Genomic DNA, 19,383 nt, shown 5'->3' with positions numbered 1-19,383 from the left:
GTAACAGCAGGATCAAGCATTGTGCTCCGGTGCTTGTGTCGTGCTGCTACTGGTCTTTATGTAGGCCACGTTTAACCCCGAGTTGTCTCCCCACTGCTCGGGGTTTCTTTTTGCCTGCGATTTGTCATTCCTGCGCCTGTTTCTCGAAATACGCCCTGGATTCCTCAAGATAGGTTTCACGACTTTCCGGGTCGAGCCACGCGGCGTACGCCTCGCTCAAACGCTCGTGGGGCAGTTTGCGCAACAGCTGGTTGATCTCGACGATCGCCTGCCGACCCTTGGGCGTGTCGGTACAGCCGATGTAGCCGGACAGGAATTTCTCCGCGCCGCGAATCGGGTAGAACTGCAACTCATCCTCGGCGATCCCGTGCAGTTGGGCCTGGTAACGGATTTCCGGGCGGTAACCCAGCAGCAAGCGCAAGCGCCCCAGGCGTTGCATCTGCAAAAGGCTGCCCAACGCGTCGTTGCCGTAATGCGGGGTGAGCGAGTCGGCCGGTGCCTGTTTGAGCAGCGCGTCGAGGTACTCGCCGTAGTTGCGCTCGGCAATGATGCCCAGCTTCTCGCCGCCGTTCGCCAGGAAGGCCGCCAGGTCCAATTCACCGTCCTGGATGAAGGGGGCAAGCGTTTCACGGTCAATGCGGCGCACGGCCACGCCGTTGCTCATGGCCCGAAACACCGGCGTGGAAAACGCAATCCAGCGCTCGCGTTCCTTGCTCCGGTTCAACGCCGCATCGCAGGTAAGGGAAGGTTCGTGAAGCATTTGCAAGGCGCGGGCTCGATTGACCCGCATCAGGGTGTGTTCGTATTGCGGCATGCCGGCGATCAGCAGCGGCAACAATTGATCGATGACGCCCTGGCCCTTTTTCGGTCCTTCGAAAATCGTCAGCGGAGGCAGGTCCCGCAACAGCCAGACCATGGTTTCCTTGGGCTGTGCCATCGCTGGCGGAGCGATGAGCAGGAACAGGGTCGCGAGCGCGTATACCGCCCTCGCGCGGTGCCGGGTGATGAGCAGCGAAAGCAGACGCTTCAGCCTAGATGGCCCCGTCTTCACGCAGCTTTGCGATCTGTTCCTTGTCATAGCCAAGATCGTTGAGTACCTGCGCATTGTGTTCGCCCAACTGCGGCCCGACCCATTCCGAAGTGCCGGGTGTCTCTGAGAGTTTCGGCACGATTCCCGGCATCTTGAAATCTTTGCCGTCTGGCAGCTTCGCCTTCAGGAACATTTCCCGCGCGAGGTACTGCGGATCGCTGAACATGTCTTCGGCGCTGAAGATCCGGCTGGCGGGAACGTCGGCCTGGTTCAGCCGTTCGATGACGGTGTCCAGCGGCAGCGAGTTGACCCAGCGATCAATCACCCCGTAGATCTCGTCGCGCCGGCTGTCACGCCCGTCGTTGCTGGCCAGTGCCGGGTCGTTGGCAAGGTCTTCACGGCCGATGATCAGCATGAAACGCTTGAAAATCGCATCGCCATTGGCGCCGATCTGCACGTGTTTCCCGTCGGCGCTGGTGTGGATCGAGGAGGGCGTGATGCCCGGCATGATGTTGCCGGTGCGCTCGCGAATGAAGCCGAACACGTCGAACTCCGGGACCATGCTTTCCATCATGGCGAAGATCGCTTCGTACAGCGCCACATCCACCACTTGGCCCTGGCCACCGTTGACCTCGCGATGACGCAAGGCCATCAGCGCGCCGATAACGCCCCAGAGCGCGGCAATCGAGTCGCCGATGGAAATCCCTGTGCGCACCGGCGGCCGATCCTCGAACCCGGTGATGTAGCGCAGGCCGCCCATGGATTCACCGACGGCACCAAACCCCGGCTGATCCTTCATCGGCCCGGTCTGGCCGAAACCCGAGAGACGCACCATCACCAGTTTCGGGTTCAAGGCGTGCAACACGTCCCAGCCCAGGCCGAGCTTTTCCAGGACGCCGGGGCGAAAATTCTCGATCAGGATGTCGGCTTCACCGAGCAGCTTTTTCAGGATCGCCAGGCCGTCCGGGTGTTTCAGGTTCAAGGTCAGGGACTTCTTGTTCCGCGCCTGGACGAACCACCACAGCGACGTGCCTTCATACAGCTTGCGCCATTTACGCAGCGGATCGCCGCCGTCGGGGGACTCGATCTTGATGACATCGGCACCGAACTCGCCGCAGATGCGCGAGGCGAAGGGCCCGGCGATCAACGTACCCAATTCAATGACTTTCAGACCGGAGAGGGGTTTGGCGGTGAACGGCATGCTGGATCCTGTAGGACAAGGCTTGGCTGATAGAGCGTTTTAGCACAGCCCGCTGTCGGTCGCTTGCGGTTGATGGTCGCGGATTCGTTGATTGCCTGCCGCATCGGTTAGACTTGCCGCCTTTCCACGTATCAAGAAGCCCGTTCATGGCCCAGCCGTCCACGACCTACAAGTTTGAACTGAACCTTACCGACCTCGACCGCAGCATTTACGAGACGGTGAAGCAGACCATCGCCCGTCACCCGTCGGAAACCGAAGAGCGCATGACCGTGCGTCTGCTGGCCTACGCCTTCTGGTACAACGAGCAGCTGTCGTTTGGCCGTGGTCTGTCGGACGTGGATGAACCGGCCCTGTGGGAAAAGAGCCTGGATGACCGTGTCCTGCACTGGATCGAAGTCGGTCAGCCGGATGCCGATCGCCTGACGTGGTGCTCGCGCCGTACCGAGCGCACCAGCCTGCTGGCCTACGGCAGCCTGCGCGTCTGGGAAACCAAAGTGATCCCGGCGATCAAGAACCTGAAAAACGTGCACATCGCTGCGGTGCCCCAGGATGTCCTGGAAACCCTGGCCAAAGACATGCCGCGCGTTATCAAGTGGGACGTGATGATCAGCGAAGGGACGATTTTCGTCACCGACGACCGTGGTCAACACGAAGTCCAGTTGCAGTGGCTCAGCGGCGAACGCGGCTGATTTTTCGCCGCTTCATCCGGTTTTATCCTACGTATTCAAGAGAAGTACCTGTCACCCCATGCGCATCGAACCTCGCCAGTTGCCCGACACCCTGCCATTCCTCGGTGATCTGCCGCCGTTGCTGACCCGCCTGTACGCGGCGCGGGGCGTACAGTCCGAAGCGGAACTGGATAAAAGCCTGGCGCGGTTGATTCCGTTCCAGCAGCTCAAGGGCATCGATGCCGCGGTGGATTTGCTGGTGACGGCGCTGGAGCAGCGACAGCGGATTCTGATCGTCGGCGACTTCGACGCTGACGGTGCGACCGCCAGTACCGTCGGGACATTGGGCCTGCGCCTGCTGGGCGCGGCGCACGTTGATTATCTGGTGCCCAACCGGTTCGACTACGGCTACGGCCTGACACCGGAAATCGTCGAGGTGGCGCTGGAGCGCCAGCCACAGCTGCTGATCACCGTGGACAACGGCATTTCCAGCGTCGAAGGCGTGGCGGCGGCGAAAAAGGCCGGGCTTCAGGTGCTGGTCACCGACCACCACTTGCCGGGCGATGAACTGCCCTTGGCCGATGCCATCGTCAATCCGAACCAGCCCGGTTGCGGGTTTCCGAGCAAGGCGCTGGCCGGTGTCGGGGTGATCTTCTATGTGCTGATGGCCTTGCGTGCGCGTTTGCGCAGCCTCGGCTGGTACGAGAGCAAACCGCAACCGAACATTGGCGAACTGCTCGATCTGGTGGCGCTGGGCAGCGTCGCCGACGTGGTGCCGCTGGACGCCAACAACCGGATTCTGGTGCACCAGGGCCTGGAACGGATTCGCGCCGGACGCGCGCGGCCGGGGATCAAGGCGATCCTCGAGGTGGCGAAACGCGATCCCTCGCGCATCACCTCCACCGACCTTGGATTTATCGTCGGTCCGCGCCTGAACGCGGCGGGGCGGCTGGATGACATGAGCCTGGGCATCGAATGCCTGCTCACGGCAGATGCCGGGCTTGCGCGGGAAATGGCCCTGCAACTGGATGGCATGAACCAGGACCGCAAATCCATCGAACAGGGCATGCAGCGCGAAGCGCTGGCCCAGCTCAAGGACTTGCCGGTGGAATCGATGCCGTTCGGCTTGTGCCTGTTCGATCCCGAGTGGCATCAGGGCGTCATCGGCATCCTCGCCTCGCGGATGAAAGAGCGCTATTTCCGGCCGACTATTGCGTTTGCCGATGCTGGTGACGGCATGCTCAAGGGTTCGGGACGGTCGGTGCAAGGTTTTCACATTCGCGACGCCTTGAGCGTGGTCGCGGCGCAGCATCCCGAGTTGATCAGCAAGTACGGTGGCCATGCGATGGCGGCCGGTTTGACCCTGCCGGAAGCGAATTTTCCGCTGTTCGCCGAAGCCTTTGACGCTGAAGTGCGTAGGCAATTGCGCGAAGAAGACCTGACCGGGCGTTTGCTGTCGGACGGGACGCTGGCGGTCGAGGAATTTCACCTCGAACTGGCCCGTGCGCTGCGGCATGCCGGCCCGTGGGGCCAGCACTTTCCCGAGCCTTTGTTCCATGGCGTGTTCCAGCTGGTGGAGCAACGCGTGGTCGGTGAGCGCCACCTCAAGGTGGTGCTGAAAAGTGAATGCGGCTCGGTGAAACTCGATGGCATCGCGTTTGGCATTGACCGGGATATCTGGCCGAATCCGACCATCAAATGGGTGGAACTGGCCTACAAACTCGACCTCAACGAGTTTCGCGGGAATGAGACGGTGCAGTTGATGATTGCCCATATCGAACCGCGTTGACGCGATCGCCAGCAAGCTGGCTCCTACAGGGGCGCGCAAATTCTGTAGGAGCCGGCTTGCTGGCGATGGCGATCTAACTGGCACCTAATCCATCTGAACCCTCCACCATCCCCCAATGTCGACTAGGCTCTAAGCACTGCTTGATTGGCCTTGTGACGTCTTGTCGAATTTTTTGCCCGCGGGGGCGGGTGCTGCACCTTTTTCCTGTCACTCGTCGACTATTCAAACAGAACCCTGGAGCCTGCCCACTGATTCGAGAGGTGCCCCATGAGTCTGCTGCTTGAACCCTATACCCTTCGCCAATTGACCCTGCTCAACCGCATTGCGGTATCACCGATGTGCCAGTACTCGGCCGTCGATGGCCTGGCCAATGACTGGCACCTGGTCCACCTCGGCAGTCGTGCCGTAGGCGGGGCCGGCCTGATTTTTACCGAAGCCACCGCCGTCACGGCGGATGGACGCATCACCGCGCAAGACCTCGGGCTGTGGAATGACGAACAGATCGAAGCCCTGCAACGCATCACCCGTTTCATCGCCGCCCAAGGGGCCGTCGCCGGCATCCAACTGGCCCACGCCGGACGCAAGGCCAGCACTCATCGGCCGTGGATTGGCAAGCATGGCAGCGTCAAGCCTGAAGACGGCGGCTGGCTCCCGGTCGGCCCCTCGCCGATCGCGTTCGACCCGCAACACACCCAACCGAAGCAGCTCGATGACGCGGAGATCGCCAAGGTCATTCAGGCGTTCGTGGATTCGGCGAAACGTGCGTTGACCGCCGGTTTCAAAGTCGTCGAGGTGCACGCGGCCCATGGTTATCTGTTGCATCAGTTTCTGTCGCCGTTGAGCAATCAGCGCCGTGATCAATATGGTGGTTCGTTCGAAAACCGGATTCGTCTGGTGCTGCAAGTCACCGAGGCGGTGCGCGCTGTATGGCCGGAAGAGCTGCCGGTGTTTGTGCGGGTGTCAGCCACCGATTGGGTGGAGGACGGCTGGAACCCGGATGAAACCGTTGAGCTGGCGCGACGCCTGAAGGACCTTGGTGTGGATCTGATTGACGTTTCGTCGGGTGGTACGGCGGTCAATGCCGAGATTCCTACGGGGCCTGGGTATCAGACTCGTTTTGCCGAGCGTGTGCGCAAGGAGTCGGGTATTGCGACCGGCACGGTGGGGATGATTACCGAACCGGCCCAGGCGGAGCACATTCTGCGCACCTGTCAGGCGGACATTATCTTTCTTGCTCGTGAGTTGTTGCGTGATCCGTATTGGGCGTTGCATGCGGATGATGACCTGGGGGGGCGCAAGGCTGTGTGGCCGGCGCAGTATCAGCGGGCGACACACCGGGATCAGCCGATTCACGAGTCGGATTTGCGGGATTGAGTTTTTTTGGTTTGGGCGGCATATCCGTTGCTGCGGTAACGGCGGCTATTGGTTTCGCCCTTACGGCGAGTCACTTTGAAAAGCCTGCGCGGCCCGGCGGAAAGTAACCAAAGCGCTTTTGCCCCTTTCGTTCGGTGCCTCGCCTAGGCTCGGCATGCCCTCCTTCCGGTCCTGCTCCGTGGGCCCGCCGCCATCGGCCATCCATGGCCGGGGGCGGCTACCGCGGCATCCTTGCCGCGGTGCCCACTGCGCAGAACCTCCACTCGGCCTCTCGAGGGGGCGTGCACCGCCAGATCAAAAGCGAAAGGCGAGCTAACGCTCGACCTGATGAGTGGTGAAGATCAAAAGCGTGCGCGATTCCCTGTAGGAGCCAGCTTGCTGGCGAAAAACGTCCAGACACCGCGTTCATCCAGACAGCCCGCGTCATCGTTAACGTCCATCGCCAGCAAGCTGGCTCCTACAGTTTGACCGTGTGAACCCAATCCCTCTGTAGGAGCGAGCCCTGCTCGCGAAAAACGCCCAGACACCGCGTTGATTCAGGCGGCCCGCGTCATCGTTGACGTCTATCGCCAGCAAGCCGGCTCCTACCATTTTGACTGTGTGAACCCGATCCCCTGTGGGAGCGAGCCTGCTCGCGAAAAACGCCCAGGCACCGCGTTGATTCAGGCAGCCCGCGTCATCGTTAACGTCCATCGCCAGCAAGCCGGCTCCTACCATTTTGACTGTGTGAACCCGATCCCCTGTGGGAGCGAGCCTGCTCGCGAAAAACGTCCAGGCACCGCGTTGATTCAGGCAGCCCGCGTCATCGTTGACGTCCATCGCCAGCAAGCTGGCTCCTACAGTTTTGACCGTATGAACCCAATCCCCTGTAGGAGCGAGCCTGCTCGCGAAAAACGCCCAGGCACCGCGTTGATTCAGGCAGCCCGCGTCATCGTTAACGTCCATCGCCAGCAAGCTGGCTCCTACAGTTTGACCGTGTGAACCCAATCCCTCTGTAGGAGCGAGCCCTGCTCGCGAAAAACGCCCAGACACCGCGTTTATCCAGTCAGCCCGCGTCATCGTTGATGTCCATCGCCAGCAAGCCGGCTCCTACATGGGATTGGTGTACGGATTCGGAATGGGTGAGCGCAGAAAAAAGGACAACGCGATCGACCAGAGAGCCAGGTCGGCTTTAAGGCCGCCTCGGCGGCTGTGGCGGTGGTCGCCCCCTCGAGAGGCCGAGTGGAGGTTCTGCGCAGTGGGCAACCCGGCATGGATGCCGGGTTAGCCGCCCCCGGCCATGGATGGCCGATGGCGGCGGGCCCACGGAGCAGGACCGGAGCGAGGGCATGCCGAGCCTGGGCGAGGCACCGAACGAAAGGGGCAAGAGCGCTTGGTTACTTGGCGCTTTTCCAAGTAACCCGCTGTAAGAGCGGAACCGATAGCCGCCGTTACCGAAGAAACGGATATTCACCCGATCCCAATCCCAAACCCTAAACAGCCACAACCTGCCGCGGCCGATTCAAACTCTTGTTGAAATCCAGCCAGGCCCCGAGCAACGCCATCAACCCCGCCCCCACCAACGCCGTAAAAATCTGCATCGCAAAGGCATCATCCGTCATCGCATTCACCATATCCGCCAACGGCGCCAACAACACCCCAAGGCAGAAAATCTCCAGCGAATACCGCCCCATCCGACAACTCTGCTGCGCCAGCCAGTTCTGCGTCCACCCGGTATCGGGCAACAGCTTCGCCGTCACATACGCCAACGCCAGGAAATGCAGCAACCGCACCGGCGACAAATCAGTCTTGCTGATCGGATACAACAGATTGCTCAACCAGCCCGGCATCACCGCGTCATGTATTTCCGGCCAACGCCAGGAAAGCGTAATCACGCCCGTCACGACCACATACACCAAAGCACTGACAAACAACGGCTGACGCACCAGCGGGCGTGTCGAAGCCAAGCGTGGCCGCTGCCCATAAGTCGCCGCCGCACCCCCGAGCACAAACAGCAACTGCCAGACGACCGGGTTGAAATACCACACGCCGTCCTTGATCGCCGCCAGGTTCCAGCCGAACCACGGCGCCAACAGATACACCGTCAACGACACCATCACCACCGCCCACGGCTGGCGCACCAGCATCGGCAGTGCCAGCGGCAAACCGGCCAGCAGCACGATGTACAACGGCAGCGGGTCCATGAGGTTGGGTTTGAAACGCAGCAGCAATTCATCCACCAGCGCCTGCTGAGGGTTGGTGATGAAATGGTGCATGCCCATTTCCTCCACCAGGTCGCGGGTTTCCACATGGCTGTTGGCGAAGAACACGATGCCCATCAGCATCGCCAGCAGGAAAATATGCACCACGTAGAGCACCCAGGCACGACGCAGGATTTTCACGCAGGCAATCAGGTAACCGTCGCGCTGGAAGATTTTCCCGTAGGCCAGGACGGCGGCATAACCGGCCAGGAACACGAAGATTTCCGCGGCATCGCTGAAACCGAAGTTGCGCGGGGTGATTTGACCGAGGGGGTTGTGGGGTATGTGATCCCAGAAAATGAAGATCAGCGCCAGGCCTCGAAAAAAGTCGATTCGGTGATCGCGTTCAAACGTCATGACAGCGGGCTCGTGAACGGGTGTTGAAGTAAGGAGTGGGCAAAGGCGCCAAAGGTTGCGCGCCGCACATCGGCGGCGCGCAGGGTGGCGTGATTCGCCGGCAATTGCAAAACCCCGATATTACTGAATGTCTCAAATGCCTGCCTCGGCCTAAGCTGATAGTAGGAGTCTGTCCACCGGTCTGGGAGGCCGATGCTGCACAAGAACGACGGCTGGCGGTGCCTGTCGAAGATTTACACGGTATTTCTCGAGAGCGTGAAACGTGAAGGTTTCGCTGATCGTTCCGGTCTTCAACGAAGAGCAGGCCGTCGTCCTGTTTTACCGGGCGGTGCGGCGCGAGTTGAAGCTTGCTGGCAGTGAAGTCGAGATCGTGTTCATCAACGACGGCAGCTCCGACCGTACGGCCGAAGAGGTCAAGGCGCTGGCGGCGGTGGACGAACAGGTGCTGCTGATCAACTTTTCGCGCAACTTCGGCAAGGAGCCGGCGCTGTTCGCCGGCCTGGAGTATGCGAGCGGCGATGCGGTGATTCCCATGGATGTCGATCTGCAGGACCCGATCAGCGTCATTCCGTTGTTGATCGATGAATGGCAAAAGGGCGCGGACGTGGTGCTCGCCAAACGCCGCAACCGTTCCACCGACGGTTACCTCAAACGCCACAGCGCGGCGTTGTTCTATCACGTGCTGAACCGCATCGCTTACACCCGCATCGAAGAAAACGTCGGCGATTTCCGCCTGATGGACCGCAAGGTAGTCAACGTGATTCGCGCACTGCCCGAACACCAGTTGTTCATGAAAGGCGTGCTGTCCTGGGCCGGGTTCACCACGGCGGTGGTCGAATACGAGCGCGCCGAGCGGGTGGCCGGGAGCAGCAAGTTCAACGGTTGGAAACTGTGGAACCTGGCGCTGGAAGGTGTGACCTCGTTCAGCACTGTACCGTTGCGGTTGTGGACGTACATCGGCGGCGGCATTTCGATCTTTGCCGTGCTGTACGCGGTGTACATGGTTCTGGACAAGATTTTCTTCGGCAACAGCGTCCCCGGTTACCCGTCGTTGATGACGGCCATTCTGTTTCTCGGTGGGGTGCAGCTGATCGGTATCGGCATCCTCGGCGAATACGTCGGGCGCATCTACATCGAGGCCAAGCACCGGCCGCGTTACGTGGTGAAAGACATCGTCGGCGGCAAAGACCGGCTCGGGCTCTAGCATGGGCCGATTCAGCGATTTTCTCGGCAAGGAACTCGGGGCTCGTCAGGTCTGGCTGTTTTTCCTGCTGGCAACCTTGCTGTACGTCGTGCCGCTGATCCTCGCGGATTATTCGTACATCGATGACAACTGGCGGTCGCTGTCGGCCGGCATGGCCTGGTCGGAGCAGGGCCGCCTGTTTACCCAGCTGTTCTACAACCTGCTCACGTTCAGCGGGGCGGCACCGAACATCTATCCGCTGCCCTTGTTGATCGCCACGCTGGCCATGGCTTCGGCATTGACCCGGCTGACCTTGCACTATTTTCCGCAGCCGACGCTGGCCTGCTGTCTGGTGCCGTTGCCGCTCTGGTACAACCCGTTTTTCCTGCAGAACCTGTCCTATCAATATGACGGCCCCGCCATGGCCCTGAGCCTGGTGGCGGTGATCTACGCGATCACCTTTCGTCACCCCTCGCGCAGTCGGCAATGGCTGGTGCCGTCACTGTTGATTGCGCTGGCGCTGGGGCTTTATCAGATCAGCCTGAATGTGTTCCTCGGCTTGTGTTGCCTGGAACTGCTCCGAGGCGTGAATGAGCGATGGGCCTGGCCGCAGCTGCGCGGGTTGATCGGCTGGAAACTGGCGCAAGTCACCGTGGGCTGGTTGATGTATTGCGTCAGCGCGGTCGCGTTCATGGCGCAGGACCGCACGCTGTTGTTGAACTGGAGCGCCGCACCGCTGCTGCAACTACAGATCAACATCGGCCGGGTGCTGGAAAAAGTCGTGCTGCTGTTTCACGGCGGTTTCACCTGGGTGTTTGCCGCGTTGCTGGTGTGCGCCATCGCGGGTGGCGTTCAGTTGGGATTGAAGATTCTCGAACGTCGGGAGAGTCTGCCGAACAAAGCGTTGATCGGCTTGCTGTGTCTGCTGACATTGCCGCTCGTTGTGTTGCTGGTCTCGGGCGTCGCGCTGTTTTTCCGCGACTTCAACGAAGGGGCGCGCACGCTGATGGGATTCGCCGTGTTGCTGGTGCTGTTGTTCTACCTGAGCCACCTCGCACTGGCGCAAATCCATGAACGACTGCCGCTGCTGCTGGTGGTGCCGTTGTTGGCGATGCTGTCGTTGTCGTTTGCCTATGGCCGGGTGCTGACGGTGCAGAAGACCTTCGCGACCAGCGCGCTGATGAGTCTCCAGTACGACATTTCAAGCCATCGGCCATTGCGCGAGGCCAAGCGGATTTACCTGTCGGTGACCTATTCCGATCACTGGCTGCTGGGCGCCGCCGGCTCGTTCAAGCAGATGCCGGTGTTGCACTATCTGCTCAATATCGACTTTTACATGCTCGCCGAAAACCTGCCGAAAGTCGGCATCACCAACGTGGTGGCGGAGAAGGAGCGCCGTAATGCGACGCGGGTGGGTTATCAGGGTTATCCGGCGCTGGTGGAGCGGCCGTACTACCGGATTTATCTGCTGGGCGACTACGGCTTTATCGTCATGACGGAACCGGCCCCGATCAAGGCGCTTCGCTGGTGAAGCGCCTGCTGACGGGATTCAGGCAGCGGCCGGCTCGTTCGGCTCGAAACTGTCGGCCCGCGCCATTTGCCACATGCGCGAATAGAACTCGCCGTTCACTTCACCGGTGAGCAATTCCCCCGGTTTCAGGAACACGTGCAACTGCGAGAACAGCTTGATCTCGGTCGCCGACATGCGCCGCACCAAATGCTTGGCCGACAACTGCGACGGATGATCGAGCCCGGCGGCAGCGAGCATTTCGGCGAGGGCCTTGAGGGTGTTGCGGTGGAAATTGAACACGCGCTGGGCCTTGTCCGGAACCACCAGCGCGCGCTGGCGCAGAGTGTCCTGGGTGGCGACGCCGGTCGGGCATTTGTTGGTGTGGCAGGACTGCGACTGGATGCAGCCGATGGCGAACATGAAGCCGCGCGCCGAGTTGGCCCAGTCGGCGCCGATGGCCAGGACGCTGGCGATGTCGAATGCACTGACGATCTTGCCGCTGGCGCCGAGCTTGATCTTGTCCCGCAGGTTCAGGCCCACCAGGGTGTTGTGCACGAACAGCAGGCCTTCGCGCATCGGCACGCCGATGTGATCGGTGAACTCCACCGGCGCCGCCCCCGTGCCGCCTTCCTTGCCATCGACAACGATGAAGTCCGGGAGGATGCCGGTTTCCAGCATGGCCTTGGCGATGCCCATGAACTCCCACGGATGGCCGAGGCAAAACTTGAAGCCCACCGGTTTGCCGCCGGACAGTTCACGCAGCTGCTGGATGAAGTGCATCAGTTCGATCGGCGTGGAAAACGCACTGTGCCGCGACGGCGAGATGCAATCTTCACCCATCATGATGCCGCGGGTTTCGGCGATTTCCTTGGTGACCTTGTGCTTGGGCAGAATCCCGCCGTGGCCGGGTTTGGCACCCTGGCTCATCTTGATTTCGATCATCCGCACCTGCGGTGTCTGCGCCTGGGCGGCGAAGCGTTCCGGGTCGAAACGACCGTCGGCGGTGCGGCAACCGAAGTAGCCGCTGCCGAGTTCCCAGGTCAGGTCGCCGCCGTTTTCCCGGTGATAGGCGCTGATGCTGCCTTCGCCGGTGTCGTGGGCGAAATTGCCGAGCTTGGCGCCCTGGTTCAACGCACGAATGGCGTTGGCACTGAGCGAGCCGAAACTCATGGCCGAGATGTTGAACACCGATGCCGAGTACGGCTGGGTGCACTGCGGGCCGCCGACGAGGGTGCGGAAACTGCTCGGATCGCTCAACGGCGCCGGGCGCATGGAGTGGCCGATGAATTCGAAACCGGACTGGTAGACGTCGATCAAGGTGCCGAAGGGTTTGTCGGCGCTTTCGTTCTTGGCGCGGGAATAGACCAGCGAACGCTGGGCCCGGGAAAAGGGCAGGGCGTCGCTGTCGGACTCCAGCAGGTACTGGCGGATTTCCGGGCGAATGCCTTCCACCAGGTAGCGGATGTTGCCGAGGATCGGATAGTTGCGACGCACGGCGTGGGGGCTCTGCAGTAGGTCGAACAGGCCGATCAGGCTGAGCACGCCGGTGACGGCGGTGATCGGCCAGAGCCAGTCATGTTCCAGGAAAGGCAGGCTGGCGAGGGTGAAGATCACGCAAGCGGCAAAGAAGGCGTAGCGGCTCAGGAGTGACAGGCTCATACGGTTTCCTTGGGTTCGGACTCGATGTAATGGCTAAACACAAATCACTGTGGGAGCGAGCCTGCTCGCGATGGTCTTCAACGATAACGCGTACAACCTGAGTGACCGCGTCGTCTTGGCGTTTTTCGCGAGCAAGCTCGCTCCTACAGAAAAGCATTGCAGCGGTGCGTCAGGCATTTTGCGCCTGGAGGAAAATCGAAAACAGCTCGGACTGGGACTTGATCCCCAGCTTGCTGTACATGTGTTTCTTATGGACTTTCACGGTTTCAACAGAGATTTCCAGCTTACGGGCGATTTCTTTACTGGAGCAACCGCTGAGCATCAAACGCCCGACGTCCAGCTCCCGGGCGGTCAGTTGCGCGCCTTTGAGTTGCTGCACCGAAGCCTCCAGCTGCACCCGCCAGTCGCCCTGGACCGGCGCTGGCGCGAGGGCCACCACTTCGTTGATTTCGTACGGCAGGCGCTGGCGCAACAGGCCGAGCACCCACGGCTGGATCAGCGACAGCAAGGCGATCTGCTGGCCACTGAAACGCTGCTTGCTGCCCAGTGACAGGCACAGCGTACGGTCGCCTTCGAGCAGGCAATTGAACTGGATTTCGTCGGCCACCACATTCAGACGAAAGTAGCGCTGGTAATACTCGGTCAGCTCGAAGTGCTCCGGCGCCACTTCCGACAGGCGATACAGCCCGGTGCGCGACTGCTCGCGGCAGGCGATGTAGAACGGGTCGAGCAGGTACAGGCCGCGCAAATAGTCCTGGAACAACTCATCGGGGCTGCCGTCCTCGCCCGGGCATTCGGCGAACACCAGCGGGTGCTGGTCAGCGCTGAAAAGCAACGCCACCCAACTGTCGAAGGTGACGTACTGATCCAGCAAACGTACCAGCTGCGTCCAGAAATTCGGCTTGTCGAGCGCGTCGATCAGTTGCCCGACCGAACGGTGCCAGGCGATGTCGTCTAACGAGAGTGTCATGCATCTACCCCTATCGGGTTACCCCAGCCGCGTAATTCCCTGGCCGGTTGCTTGCTGCGCATACTGGCGCACAGACACCGACCGGGCAATCTTTCTGGCGCCCGGCCACCAGAACAAGGAATACCCATGAAGGTCGAACTCGCCCAACTGGCGGGCCGTGACAACGACACGGCTTACAACCTCGAACGTGCGCTGGCGGCGATTGCTGCCTGCGCGGCCGACACGCAGCTGGTCATGTTTCCCGAAAGCCACCTGATGGGCTTCCCGTCGGCCGAAACCGTGGCCAGTGTCGCCGAACCGCTGAACGGTCCGACCGTCAGTGCGATCGTCGCCGCTGCCCGTGAGCACAACATCGCCGTGGTGATCGGTACGGCGGAAAACGACAACGGTCGTTTCTTCAACACCACGCTGCTGATCACCCCGGAAGGCATCGCGCTGAAATACCGCAAGACGCACCTGTGGGCCTCGGATCGCGGCGTCTACGAGGCGGGCGACCGCTACGCCACTTGCGTGTGGAACGGCGTGCGGGTCGGGTTGCTGATCTGCTACGACATTGAATTTCCGGAGACCGCCCGCGCCCTGGCGCAACTGGGCGCCGAACTGCTGATCGTCACCAACGGCAACATGGACCCCTACGGCCCGACGCACCGCACCGCGATCATGGCTCGAGCCCAGGAAAACCAGGCGTTTGCGCTGATGGTCAACCGGGTGGAAGCGGGCGATGGCGGGTTGTTGTTCGCCGGTGGCAGCGCGCTGGTGAATCCGCTGGGCACGCTGCTGTTCGAAGCCGGGCGTGAAGAGGGGCAGTTTGCGGTGGAGCTGGATTTCAGCCAGCTGGAAGCGGCGCGCCAGGATTATCGCTACCTGGATGATCAGCGGCTGAAGTTGCCGGGGGAGCTGGTTGAGCATGCTTCTGGATTGCGGGAGCTGCTGATTCCTCGAGGCTGATCCGGTTTTTCTTGTTGGCTGGGCTGACGCCATCGCGAGCAGGGCTCGCTCCTACATTTGATTTCTTTTGTTCGCAGAGTTTGTGACCGCTGAAGATCACTTGTAGGAGCGAGCCTGCTCGCGATGAGGCCCACCCAGGCGACACACCTGTTTGATGCTTGACCCAAGAACAACAACCGCAACACCCGTAATTTGCGCCGAACTCGGCTCTGCCATAAATCCAATAAAATTCGGAGTAGTCGCTCATGGCTCGTTTGCAACGCACCCTGTCATTAGGGTCGGTGGTGCTGTTTGGCATCGCCTACATGACGCCGATCATTGTGCTCGGCACTTTCGGCATCCTCGCTCAATCCACCGCCGGCATGGTGCCGGCCGCGTACCTCGCGGCACTGGTGGCGATGTTCTTCACCGCCATGAGTTACGGCCGCATGGCCTCGGCATTCCCCGTGGCCGGCTCGGCCTACAGCTATGTGCGCAAGGCGATCAGCCCGAAGCTCGGTTTCATCGCCGGGTGGGCGGTGCTGCTCGATTACCTGTTCCTGCCGATGGCGATCTGGCTGATCGGCGCGGCGTACCTCAACTCCGCGTTCCCCGCGGTGCCGCAGTGGATCTGGGTGCTGGCGTTCATCGGCATCACCAGCGCGATCAACATCGTCGGCCTGAAACTGGCCAACGGCATCAACGCTTTGCTGATGCTCGTGCAGTTCCTCGTGCTGATCGCCTTCGTGGCGTTGTGCGTGCATTACGTCGGCGGTGATGCAAGCACGCCGTTGTGGTCGGTGAAGCCGTTCTTCAATGGCGACATGCAGATGCCCCTGATCATGAGCGGTGCGGCGATTGCCTGTTACTCGTTCCTCGGTTTCGACGCGGTCAGCACCCTGACCGAAGAAACCCGCGACCCGCGCCGCACCATTCCACGGGCGATCATGCTGATTACCCTGATCGGCGGGCTGATCTTCGTCGGCGTGTCGTACTTCGTGCAGATCGCGCACCCATCGTTCCAGTTCGACAGCGTCGATTCGGCGGCCTATGAAATTGCCCGCAACATTGGCGGCGACCTGTTCGTGTCGATCTTCCTGATCGGCCTGATCGTCGGCCAGTTCGCTTCGGGCCTGTCGGCCCAGGCCAGCGGTTCGCGGTTGCTGTATGCGATGGGCCGCGACGGTGTGTTACCGAAATCGTTCTTCGGCACTTTGCACGAACGCTTCGGCACGCCGATCAACAGCATCCTGTTGTGCGCTGTCGTCGCATTGCTGGCGCTGAAACTGGACGTGACCACCTCGACCTCGTTCATCAACTTCGGCGCGTTCCTCGCGTTCAGCCTGGTGAACCTGTCGGTGATCTTTCACTACTGGATCGGTGGCGAGAAGAAGGGACTGCGCGAGTTCGTGTTGTTCCTGCTGTTCCCGTTCATCGGCCTGGCGGCGGACTTGTGGCTGATGGTCAGTCTCGATCACCTGGCGATCTATCTGGGCCTGAGCTGGCTGGCGATTGGCGTGGTGTACCTCGCGGTGCTGACCGGCGGATTCCGCCGCCAGCCGCCGGAGATGGATTTTCAGGAAGCCACCTAAGCTACGACGAACCTCTGTAGGAGCCGGCTTGCCGGCGATAGCGGCCTCGAAGCGTGCGGCGTTTTTGAGATTGCCATCGCCGGCAAGCCGGCTCCTACAATGAACGTCGTTTGTTCAGGCTTCTTCGGGGAGGCGATGCAGCGGGATCTGCAGTGTGAATTGCGCGCCCTTTCCCGGGCCGTCGCTATGGGCGGTGAGATGGCCGTTCATTTCGATGGCGGCCAAGGCGCAGCTGTGCAGGCCGAAGCCGTGACCTTCTTTGCGCGTGGTGAAGCCGTGGGCAAAGATGCGCGTCATGTTCTCCGGGGCGATGCCTTCGCCGTCATCCTTGACGCTGACCTGCAGCATCGCGTTGTCGATGATCTTCACCCCGAGGGTCAGTTGCCGCGGGCGGGTGCTGAGATCGGACATCGCGTATTTGGCATTGCTGATCAGGTTGATCAGGATCAGCAGCAACCGATGTTTATCGCCCATCACCGGCGGCACTTCTCCGTACTCCTTGACCACCGTGACGTGATGCCGGGTCAGCGCACCGGCGTTCATGCGCAGCGCGTCCTCCAGCAACTCGCTGATGTACAGCGGCTCCATCAGGCTGTTGGCGCCCGCATAGGATTGCTGGGTGGCGACGATGTCCTTGATGTGGTCGACGCTCTTGCTCAACTGCGCGAGTTCGTCGGTCATGCCTTGCTGTTCAATCGCGATGGCTTCCACTAGTTGATTGAGGTAGCCCGGCAGCAGCTTGCCTTTCTCGTCCTGGGTCAGGAACACGCCAAGGTCACCGGGGTGTTCGTTGATCAGTTGCATCGCCTTGCCCAGTCCCTGAGCCTTGCTCGCGCGCAGCTTGCGGCTGACCAGGTCAGCCGAGGTGTTGACGCTGTTGAGCACGTTGCCGACGTTGTGCAGCACATTGGTCGCGATCTCGGCCATGCCGGCCTGGCGCGCGGTGTCGAGCAGTTCGCTCTGGGTGTCCTGGAGTTCGCGGGTGCGTTCTTCCACCCGCAATTCCAGGTCGTCATTCGCGGATTTCAAGGCTTTGTTGACGCGATTGATGATGGTGAAACTGCGCATCAGATGAATGGCCAGGAACACCAGCAGCAGAACCAACAACACTGACAGCACCAGCAAATAGAAGTGATAACGCTGGTCGACCGCATCGGCCTGTTGCTGGTCGGTGTTCAACAGGCGAGTGATATCGTCCAGGCGCTCGGCCACGGGTATCGCCTCGATGGTGTCCAGCAGGCGATTGACCACCGGTTGTTCGCGCAGGATCAGCGAGATGTGACTGCTCAGAATATCGATCGGGCTGTGAAACGGCTCGGGCAGGCGCAGCTTGTTCACCGCCAGTTTGTTCAACCCCAGCAGAATGTCGGCGGCTTTTTCGTCGGAGGTGACCTGGGAAAACTCCAGGCTGCTGAGCAGCAGGTCGTAGGTGTCGGTGGCGATGTTCTGCAGCTGCAATTTGTCGCCGTCGACCAGCCGGGCCAGTTGCTCCTGAATATCGTCCTCGGCGGTGGGCAGGAACGCCAGCGAGTTGCGCAGCACGGCGTTGTGGGATTTGAACTGCTCCACCAGCCGGGTCTTTTCCTGGACTGCGTTCAAGTACGCATCATGGCTGGCGCGCCAGGCTGGCGAATCCTTGCGTCCATGGCTGGACTCCAGGCTATCGAAGCGCTCCCATAGCTGGGTCATCTCGTTCAACGGTGCGACCAGCGGATCGTAGTTGCGGTTGGTGGTGATCCTGGCCTTGAGGATCTCGGTTTCCCATTGCGCGTTCAGCTGCTTGATCCGGCCGATCAGATCCCGGGATTCGGCATAGGTCGACGTCTGGTTCGAATTCGACTTCAGGTAGAGAAACAGCAGCGTCGAGGCCAGCAACAAAGCGACGGCACCCAGCAGCGCGAGGCTGCGACGGCGAGACATTTTCATAAGGGTTTCCCCTCCCATTCGCCGGTAAGGGTCTTGAGAAACTGGATGATCAGGGTCTTGTCCTCGGCGGAAGGAATGCGCCCGAGCTGGTACTTGAACATCACGTCCACCGCCTCTTCGAGGGTGCTGGCCGAACCGTCATGAAAGTACGGCGCAGTCACCGCGACATTGCGCAGGCTCGGGACCTTGAACACGTTGCGGTCCTCTTCATCCCGGGTCACCAGATAACGGCCCAGGTCAGCCTCGACAGGGTTGCCGCGATCCTTGAAGTAATCGCTCATCACTCCGAGTTTCTGGAACATGTTGCCGCCGATGTTCACGCCTTGATGGCAGGCGATGCAGCCGTAGTCCTTGAAGCGCTGATAACCGTATTTTTCCTCGGTGGTGAGGATGTCGGTGTCGCCCAGCAGGTACTGGTCAAACCGCGAGTTGCGGCTGAGCAAGATCCGTTCGTAGCTGGCCAGGGCGTTTTGCGCCGTGCTCAGGGTCACGCCGTCGGGGTAGGCGTCGCTGAAGGCGCGGCGGTATGTCGGGTCGGCGGACAGCACCTCGACCACATGTTCCCAGTTGCTGCCCATTTCACTGGGGCTCTTCACCACTTCATGGACCTGGGATTCCAGGGTGTCGGCGCGACCGTTCCAGAACTGGCGGAAATTCAGGCTGGCGTTGAACACGCTGGGGGTGTTGATCGGCACGGGCTGACCGTTGAAACCGATGGAAAACGCCCGGCTATCGGCACCGCCATTTTGCAGGTGATGACAGCTGGCACAGGACAGCGTGTTGTTGATCGACAGGCGCGGTTCATTGAACAGCTGGCGTCCGAGCTCGACCTGCAAAGGGTCTTGTCGCGGCACCGGGGGCAGCGGTTCAATCGGTTCATCCAGCGGCGCGGCACCGGCACTCAGGCAGAGCCCGAGCAGCGAGGCCAGCAGCAAACCGTGAAGGGATGACGACATC

At 61.0% G+C, this 19,383-nt stretch carries 15 protein-coding genes; 8 read left to right on the top strand and 7 right to left on the bottom strand.

Features of this window, described 5'->3' with window-relative positions; all coding sequences use genetic code 11:
- Positions 1-124: 124 nt before the first annotated feature.
- Both ACF6ZU_RS06860 and ACF6ZU_RS06855 read right to left on the bottom strand, forming a co-directional pair.
- Positions 125-1,078, bottom strand: a complete 954-nt coding sequence (locus ACF6ZU_RS06860) for a TIGR02285 family protein (RefSeq protein ID WP_392891083.1) — start codon at positions 1,076-1,078, stop codon at positions 125-127.
- Positions 1,032-2,231, bottom strand: a complete 1,200-nt coding sequence (locus tag ACF6ZU_RS06855; RefSeq protein ID WP_392891082.1) for a CaiB/BaiF CoA transferase family protein — start codon at positions 2,229-2,231, stop codon at positions 1,032-1,034. Before ACF6ZU_RS06855 ends, ACF6ZU_RS06860 begins: the two co-directional genes overlap by 47 nt.
- Before the next feature lie 146 nt (positions 2,232-2,377).
- Here ACF6ZU_RS06855 and ACF6ZU_RS06850 point away from each other — a divergent pair, with 146 nt between their 5' ends.
- From ACF6ZU_RS06850 to ACF6ZU_RS06835, 4 genes are all read left to right on the top strand, one after another.
- Positions 2,378-2,920, top strand: a complete 543-nt coding sequence (locus ACF6ZU_RS06850; protein WP_392891081.1) for a YaeQ family protein — start codon at positions 2,378-2,380, stop codon at positions 2,918-2,920.
- Positions 2,921-2,978: 58 nt separating this feature from the next.
- Positions 2,979-4,688, top strand: coding sequence for a single-stranded-DNA-specific exonuclease RecJ (gene recJ / locus ACF6ZU_RS06845; protein WP_392891080.1), 1,710 nt, complete (start codon positions 2,979-2,981; stop codon positions 4,686-4,688).
- Positions 4,689-4,955: 267 nt separating this feature from the next.
- On the top strand, positions 4,956-6,062 hold the full coding sequence (locus ACF6ZU_RS06840; RefSeq protein WP_392891079.1) for an NADH:flavin oxidoreductase/NADH oxidase: 1,107 nt from the start codon (positions 4,956-4,958) through the stop codon (positions 6,060-6,062).
- A gap of 531 nt (positions 6,063-6,593) precedes the next feature.
- Positions 6,594-7,043: a hypothetical protein gene (locus ACF6ZU_RS06835; protein ID WP_392891078.1), complete on the top strand. Its 450-nt coding sequence runs from the start codon at positions 6,594-6,596 to the stop codon at positions 7,041-7,043.
- 491 nt (positions 7,044-7,534) lie between these two features.
- Here the strand turns inward: ACF6ZU_RS06835 and ACF6ZU_RS06830 are convergent, their stop codons facing one another.
- Positions 7,535-8,659, bottom strand: a complete 1,125-nt coding sequence (locus ACF6ZU_RS06830; RefSeq protein WP_392891077.1) for an OpgC family protein — start codon at positions 8,657-8,659, stop codon at positions 7,535-7,537.
- A gap of 262 nt (positions 8,660-8,921) precedes the next feature.
- On the opposite strand from ACF6ZU_RS06830, the gene ACF6ZU_RS06825 reads away from it, so the two are divergent.
- Together ACF6ZU_RS06825 and ACF6ZU_RS06820 are read left to right on the top strand one after the other, a co-directional pair.
- Complete coding sequence (locus ACF6ZU_RS06825) at positions 8,922-9,863, top strand: glycosyltransferase family 2 protein (RefSeq protein WP_392891076.1); 942 nt, start codon at positions 8,922-8,924, stop codon at positions 9,861-9,863.
- A 1-nt stretch (position 9,864) separates the two neighbouring features.
- Positions 9,865-11,373, top strand: coding sequence for a glucosyltransferase domain-containing protein (locus ACF6ZU_RS06820; RefSeq protein ID WP_392891075.1), 1,509 nt, complete (start codon positions 9,865-9,867; stop codon positions 11,371-11,373).
- A gap of 18 nt (positions 11,374-11,391) precedes the next feature.
- On the opposite strand, the gene ACF6ZU_RS06815 is transcribed toward ACF6ZU_RS06820, so the two are convergent.
- Positions 11,392-13,011: an FMN-binding glutamate synthase family protein gene (locus ACF6ZU_RS06815; protein ID WP_392891074.1), complete on the bottom strand. Its 1,620-nt coding sequence runs from the start codon at positions 13,009-13,011 to the stop codon at positions 11,392-11,394.
- Positions 13,012-13,180: 169 nt separating this feature from the next.
- Positions 13,181-13,981 carry a response regulator transcription factor gene (locus ACF6ZU_RS06810; RefSeq protein WP_392891073.1) on the bottom strand — a complete coding sequence of 267 codons (801 nt, stop codon included), beginning with the start codon at positions 13,979-13,981 and terminating at the stop codon, positions 13,181-13,183.
- A 126-nt stretch (positions 13,982-14,107) separates the two neighbouring features.
- Here ACF6ZU_RS06810 and ACF6ZU_RS06805 point away from each other — a divergent pair, with 126 nt between their 5' ends.
- Together ACF6ZU_RS06805 and ACF6ZU_RS06800 are read left to right on the top strand one after the other, a co-directional pair.
- Positions 14,108-14,929, top strand: coding sequence for a carbon-nitrogen hydrolase family protein (locus ACF6ZU_RS06805; RefSeq protein WP_392891072.1), 822 nt, complete (start codon positions 14,108-14,110; stop codon positions 14,927-14,929).
- 245 nt (positions 14,930-15,174) lie between these two features.
- Positions 15,175-16,500, top strand: coding sequence for an APC family permease (locus tag ACF6ZU_RS06800; RefSeq protein WP_392891071.1), 1,326 nt, complete (start codon positions 15,175-15,177; stop codon positions 16,498-16,500).
- A 114-nt stretch (positions 16,501-16,614) separates the two neighbouring features.
- On the opposite strand, the gene ACF6ZU_RS06795 is transcribed toward ACF6ZU_RS06800, so the two are convergent.
- Together ACF6ZU_RS06795 and ACF6ZU_RS06790 are read right to left on the bottom strand one after the other, a co-directional pair.
- A complete protein-coding gene (locus tag ACF6ZU_RS06795; RefSeq protein ID WP_392891070.1) occupies positions 16,615-18,426 on the bottom strand; it encodes a DAHL domain-containing protein in 1,812 nt (603 codons plus the stop codon).
- A complete protein-coding gene (locus ACF6ZU_RS06790; protein WP_392891069.1) occupies positions 18,423-19,382 on the bottom strand; it encodes a cytochrome-c peroxidase in 960 nt (319 codons plus the stop codon). Before ACF6ZU_RS06790 ends, ACF6ZU_RS06795 begins: the two co-directional genes overlap by 4 nt.
- Position 19,383 lies beyond the last annotated feature (1 nt).

Source organism: Pseudomonas migulae (assembly GCF_043225285.1).
GTDB lineage: Bacteria > Pseudomonadota > Gammaproteobacteria > Pseudomonadales > Pseudomonadaceae > Aquipseudomonas > Aquipseudomonas migulae_C.
Note: the sequence above shows the minus strand (reverse complement) of the source record. Positions and strands in the feature narration are given on the sequence as shown.

Bases quoted from the DNA above. Each gene is read 5' to 3' on its own strand.
- ACF6ZU_RS06850 (WP_392891081.1), top strand. From the start codon at position 2,378: ATGGCCCAGCCGTCCACGACCTACAAGTTTGAACTGAACCTTACCGAC.
- ACF6ZU_RS06820 (WP_392891075.1), top strand. From the start codon at position 9,865: ATGGGCCGATTCAGCGATTTTCTCGGCAAGGAACTCGGGGCTCGTCAG.
- ACF6ZU_RS06805 (WP_392891072.1), top strand. From the start codon at position 14,108: ATGAAGGTCGAACTCGCCCAACTGGCGGGCCGTGACAACGACACGGCT.
- ACF6ZU_RS06795 (WP_392891070.1), bottom strand. From the start codon at position 18,426: ATGAAAATGTCTCGCCGTCGCAGCCTCGCGCTGCTGGGTGCCGTCGCT.
- ACF6ZU_RS06830 (WP_392891077.1), bottom strand. From the start codon at position 8,659: ATGACGTTTGAACGCGATCACCGAATCGACTTTTTTCGAGGCCTGGCG.
- ACF6ZU_RS06800 (WP_392891071.1), top strand. From the start codon at position 15,175: ATGGCTCGTTTGCAACGCACCCTGTCATTAGGGTCGGTGGTGCTGTTT.
- recJ (WP_392891080.1), top strand. From the start codon at position 2,979: ATGCGCATCGAACCTCGCCAGTTGCCCGACACCCTGCCATTCCTCGGT.
- ACF6ZU_RS06810 (WP_392891073.1), bottom strand. From the start codon at position 13,981: ATGACACTCTCGTTAGACGACATCGCCTGGCACCGTTCGGTCGGGCAA.
- ACF6ZU_RS06790 (WP_392891069.1), bottom strand. From the start codon at position 19,382: ATGTCGTCATCCCTTCACGGTTTGCTGCTGGCCTCGCTGCTCGGGCTC.
- ACF6ZU_RS06855 (WP_392891082.1), bottom strand. From the start codon at position 2,231: ATGCCGTTCACCGCCAAACCCCTCTCCGGTCTGAAAGTCATTGAATTG.
- ACF6ZU_RS06840 (WP_392891079.1), top strand. From the start codon at position 4,956: ATGAGTCTGCTGCTTGAACCCTATACCCTTCGCCAATTGACCCTGCTC.
- ACF6ZU_RS06815 (WP_392891074.1), bottom strand. From the start codon at position 13,011: ATGAGCCTGTCACTCCTGAGCCGCTACGCCTTCTTTGCCGCTTGCGTG.
- ACF6ZU_RS06860 (WP_392891083.1), bottom strand. From the start codon at position 1,078: ATGACAAGGAACAGATCGCAAAGCTGCGTGAAGACGGGGCCATCTAGG.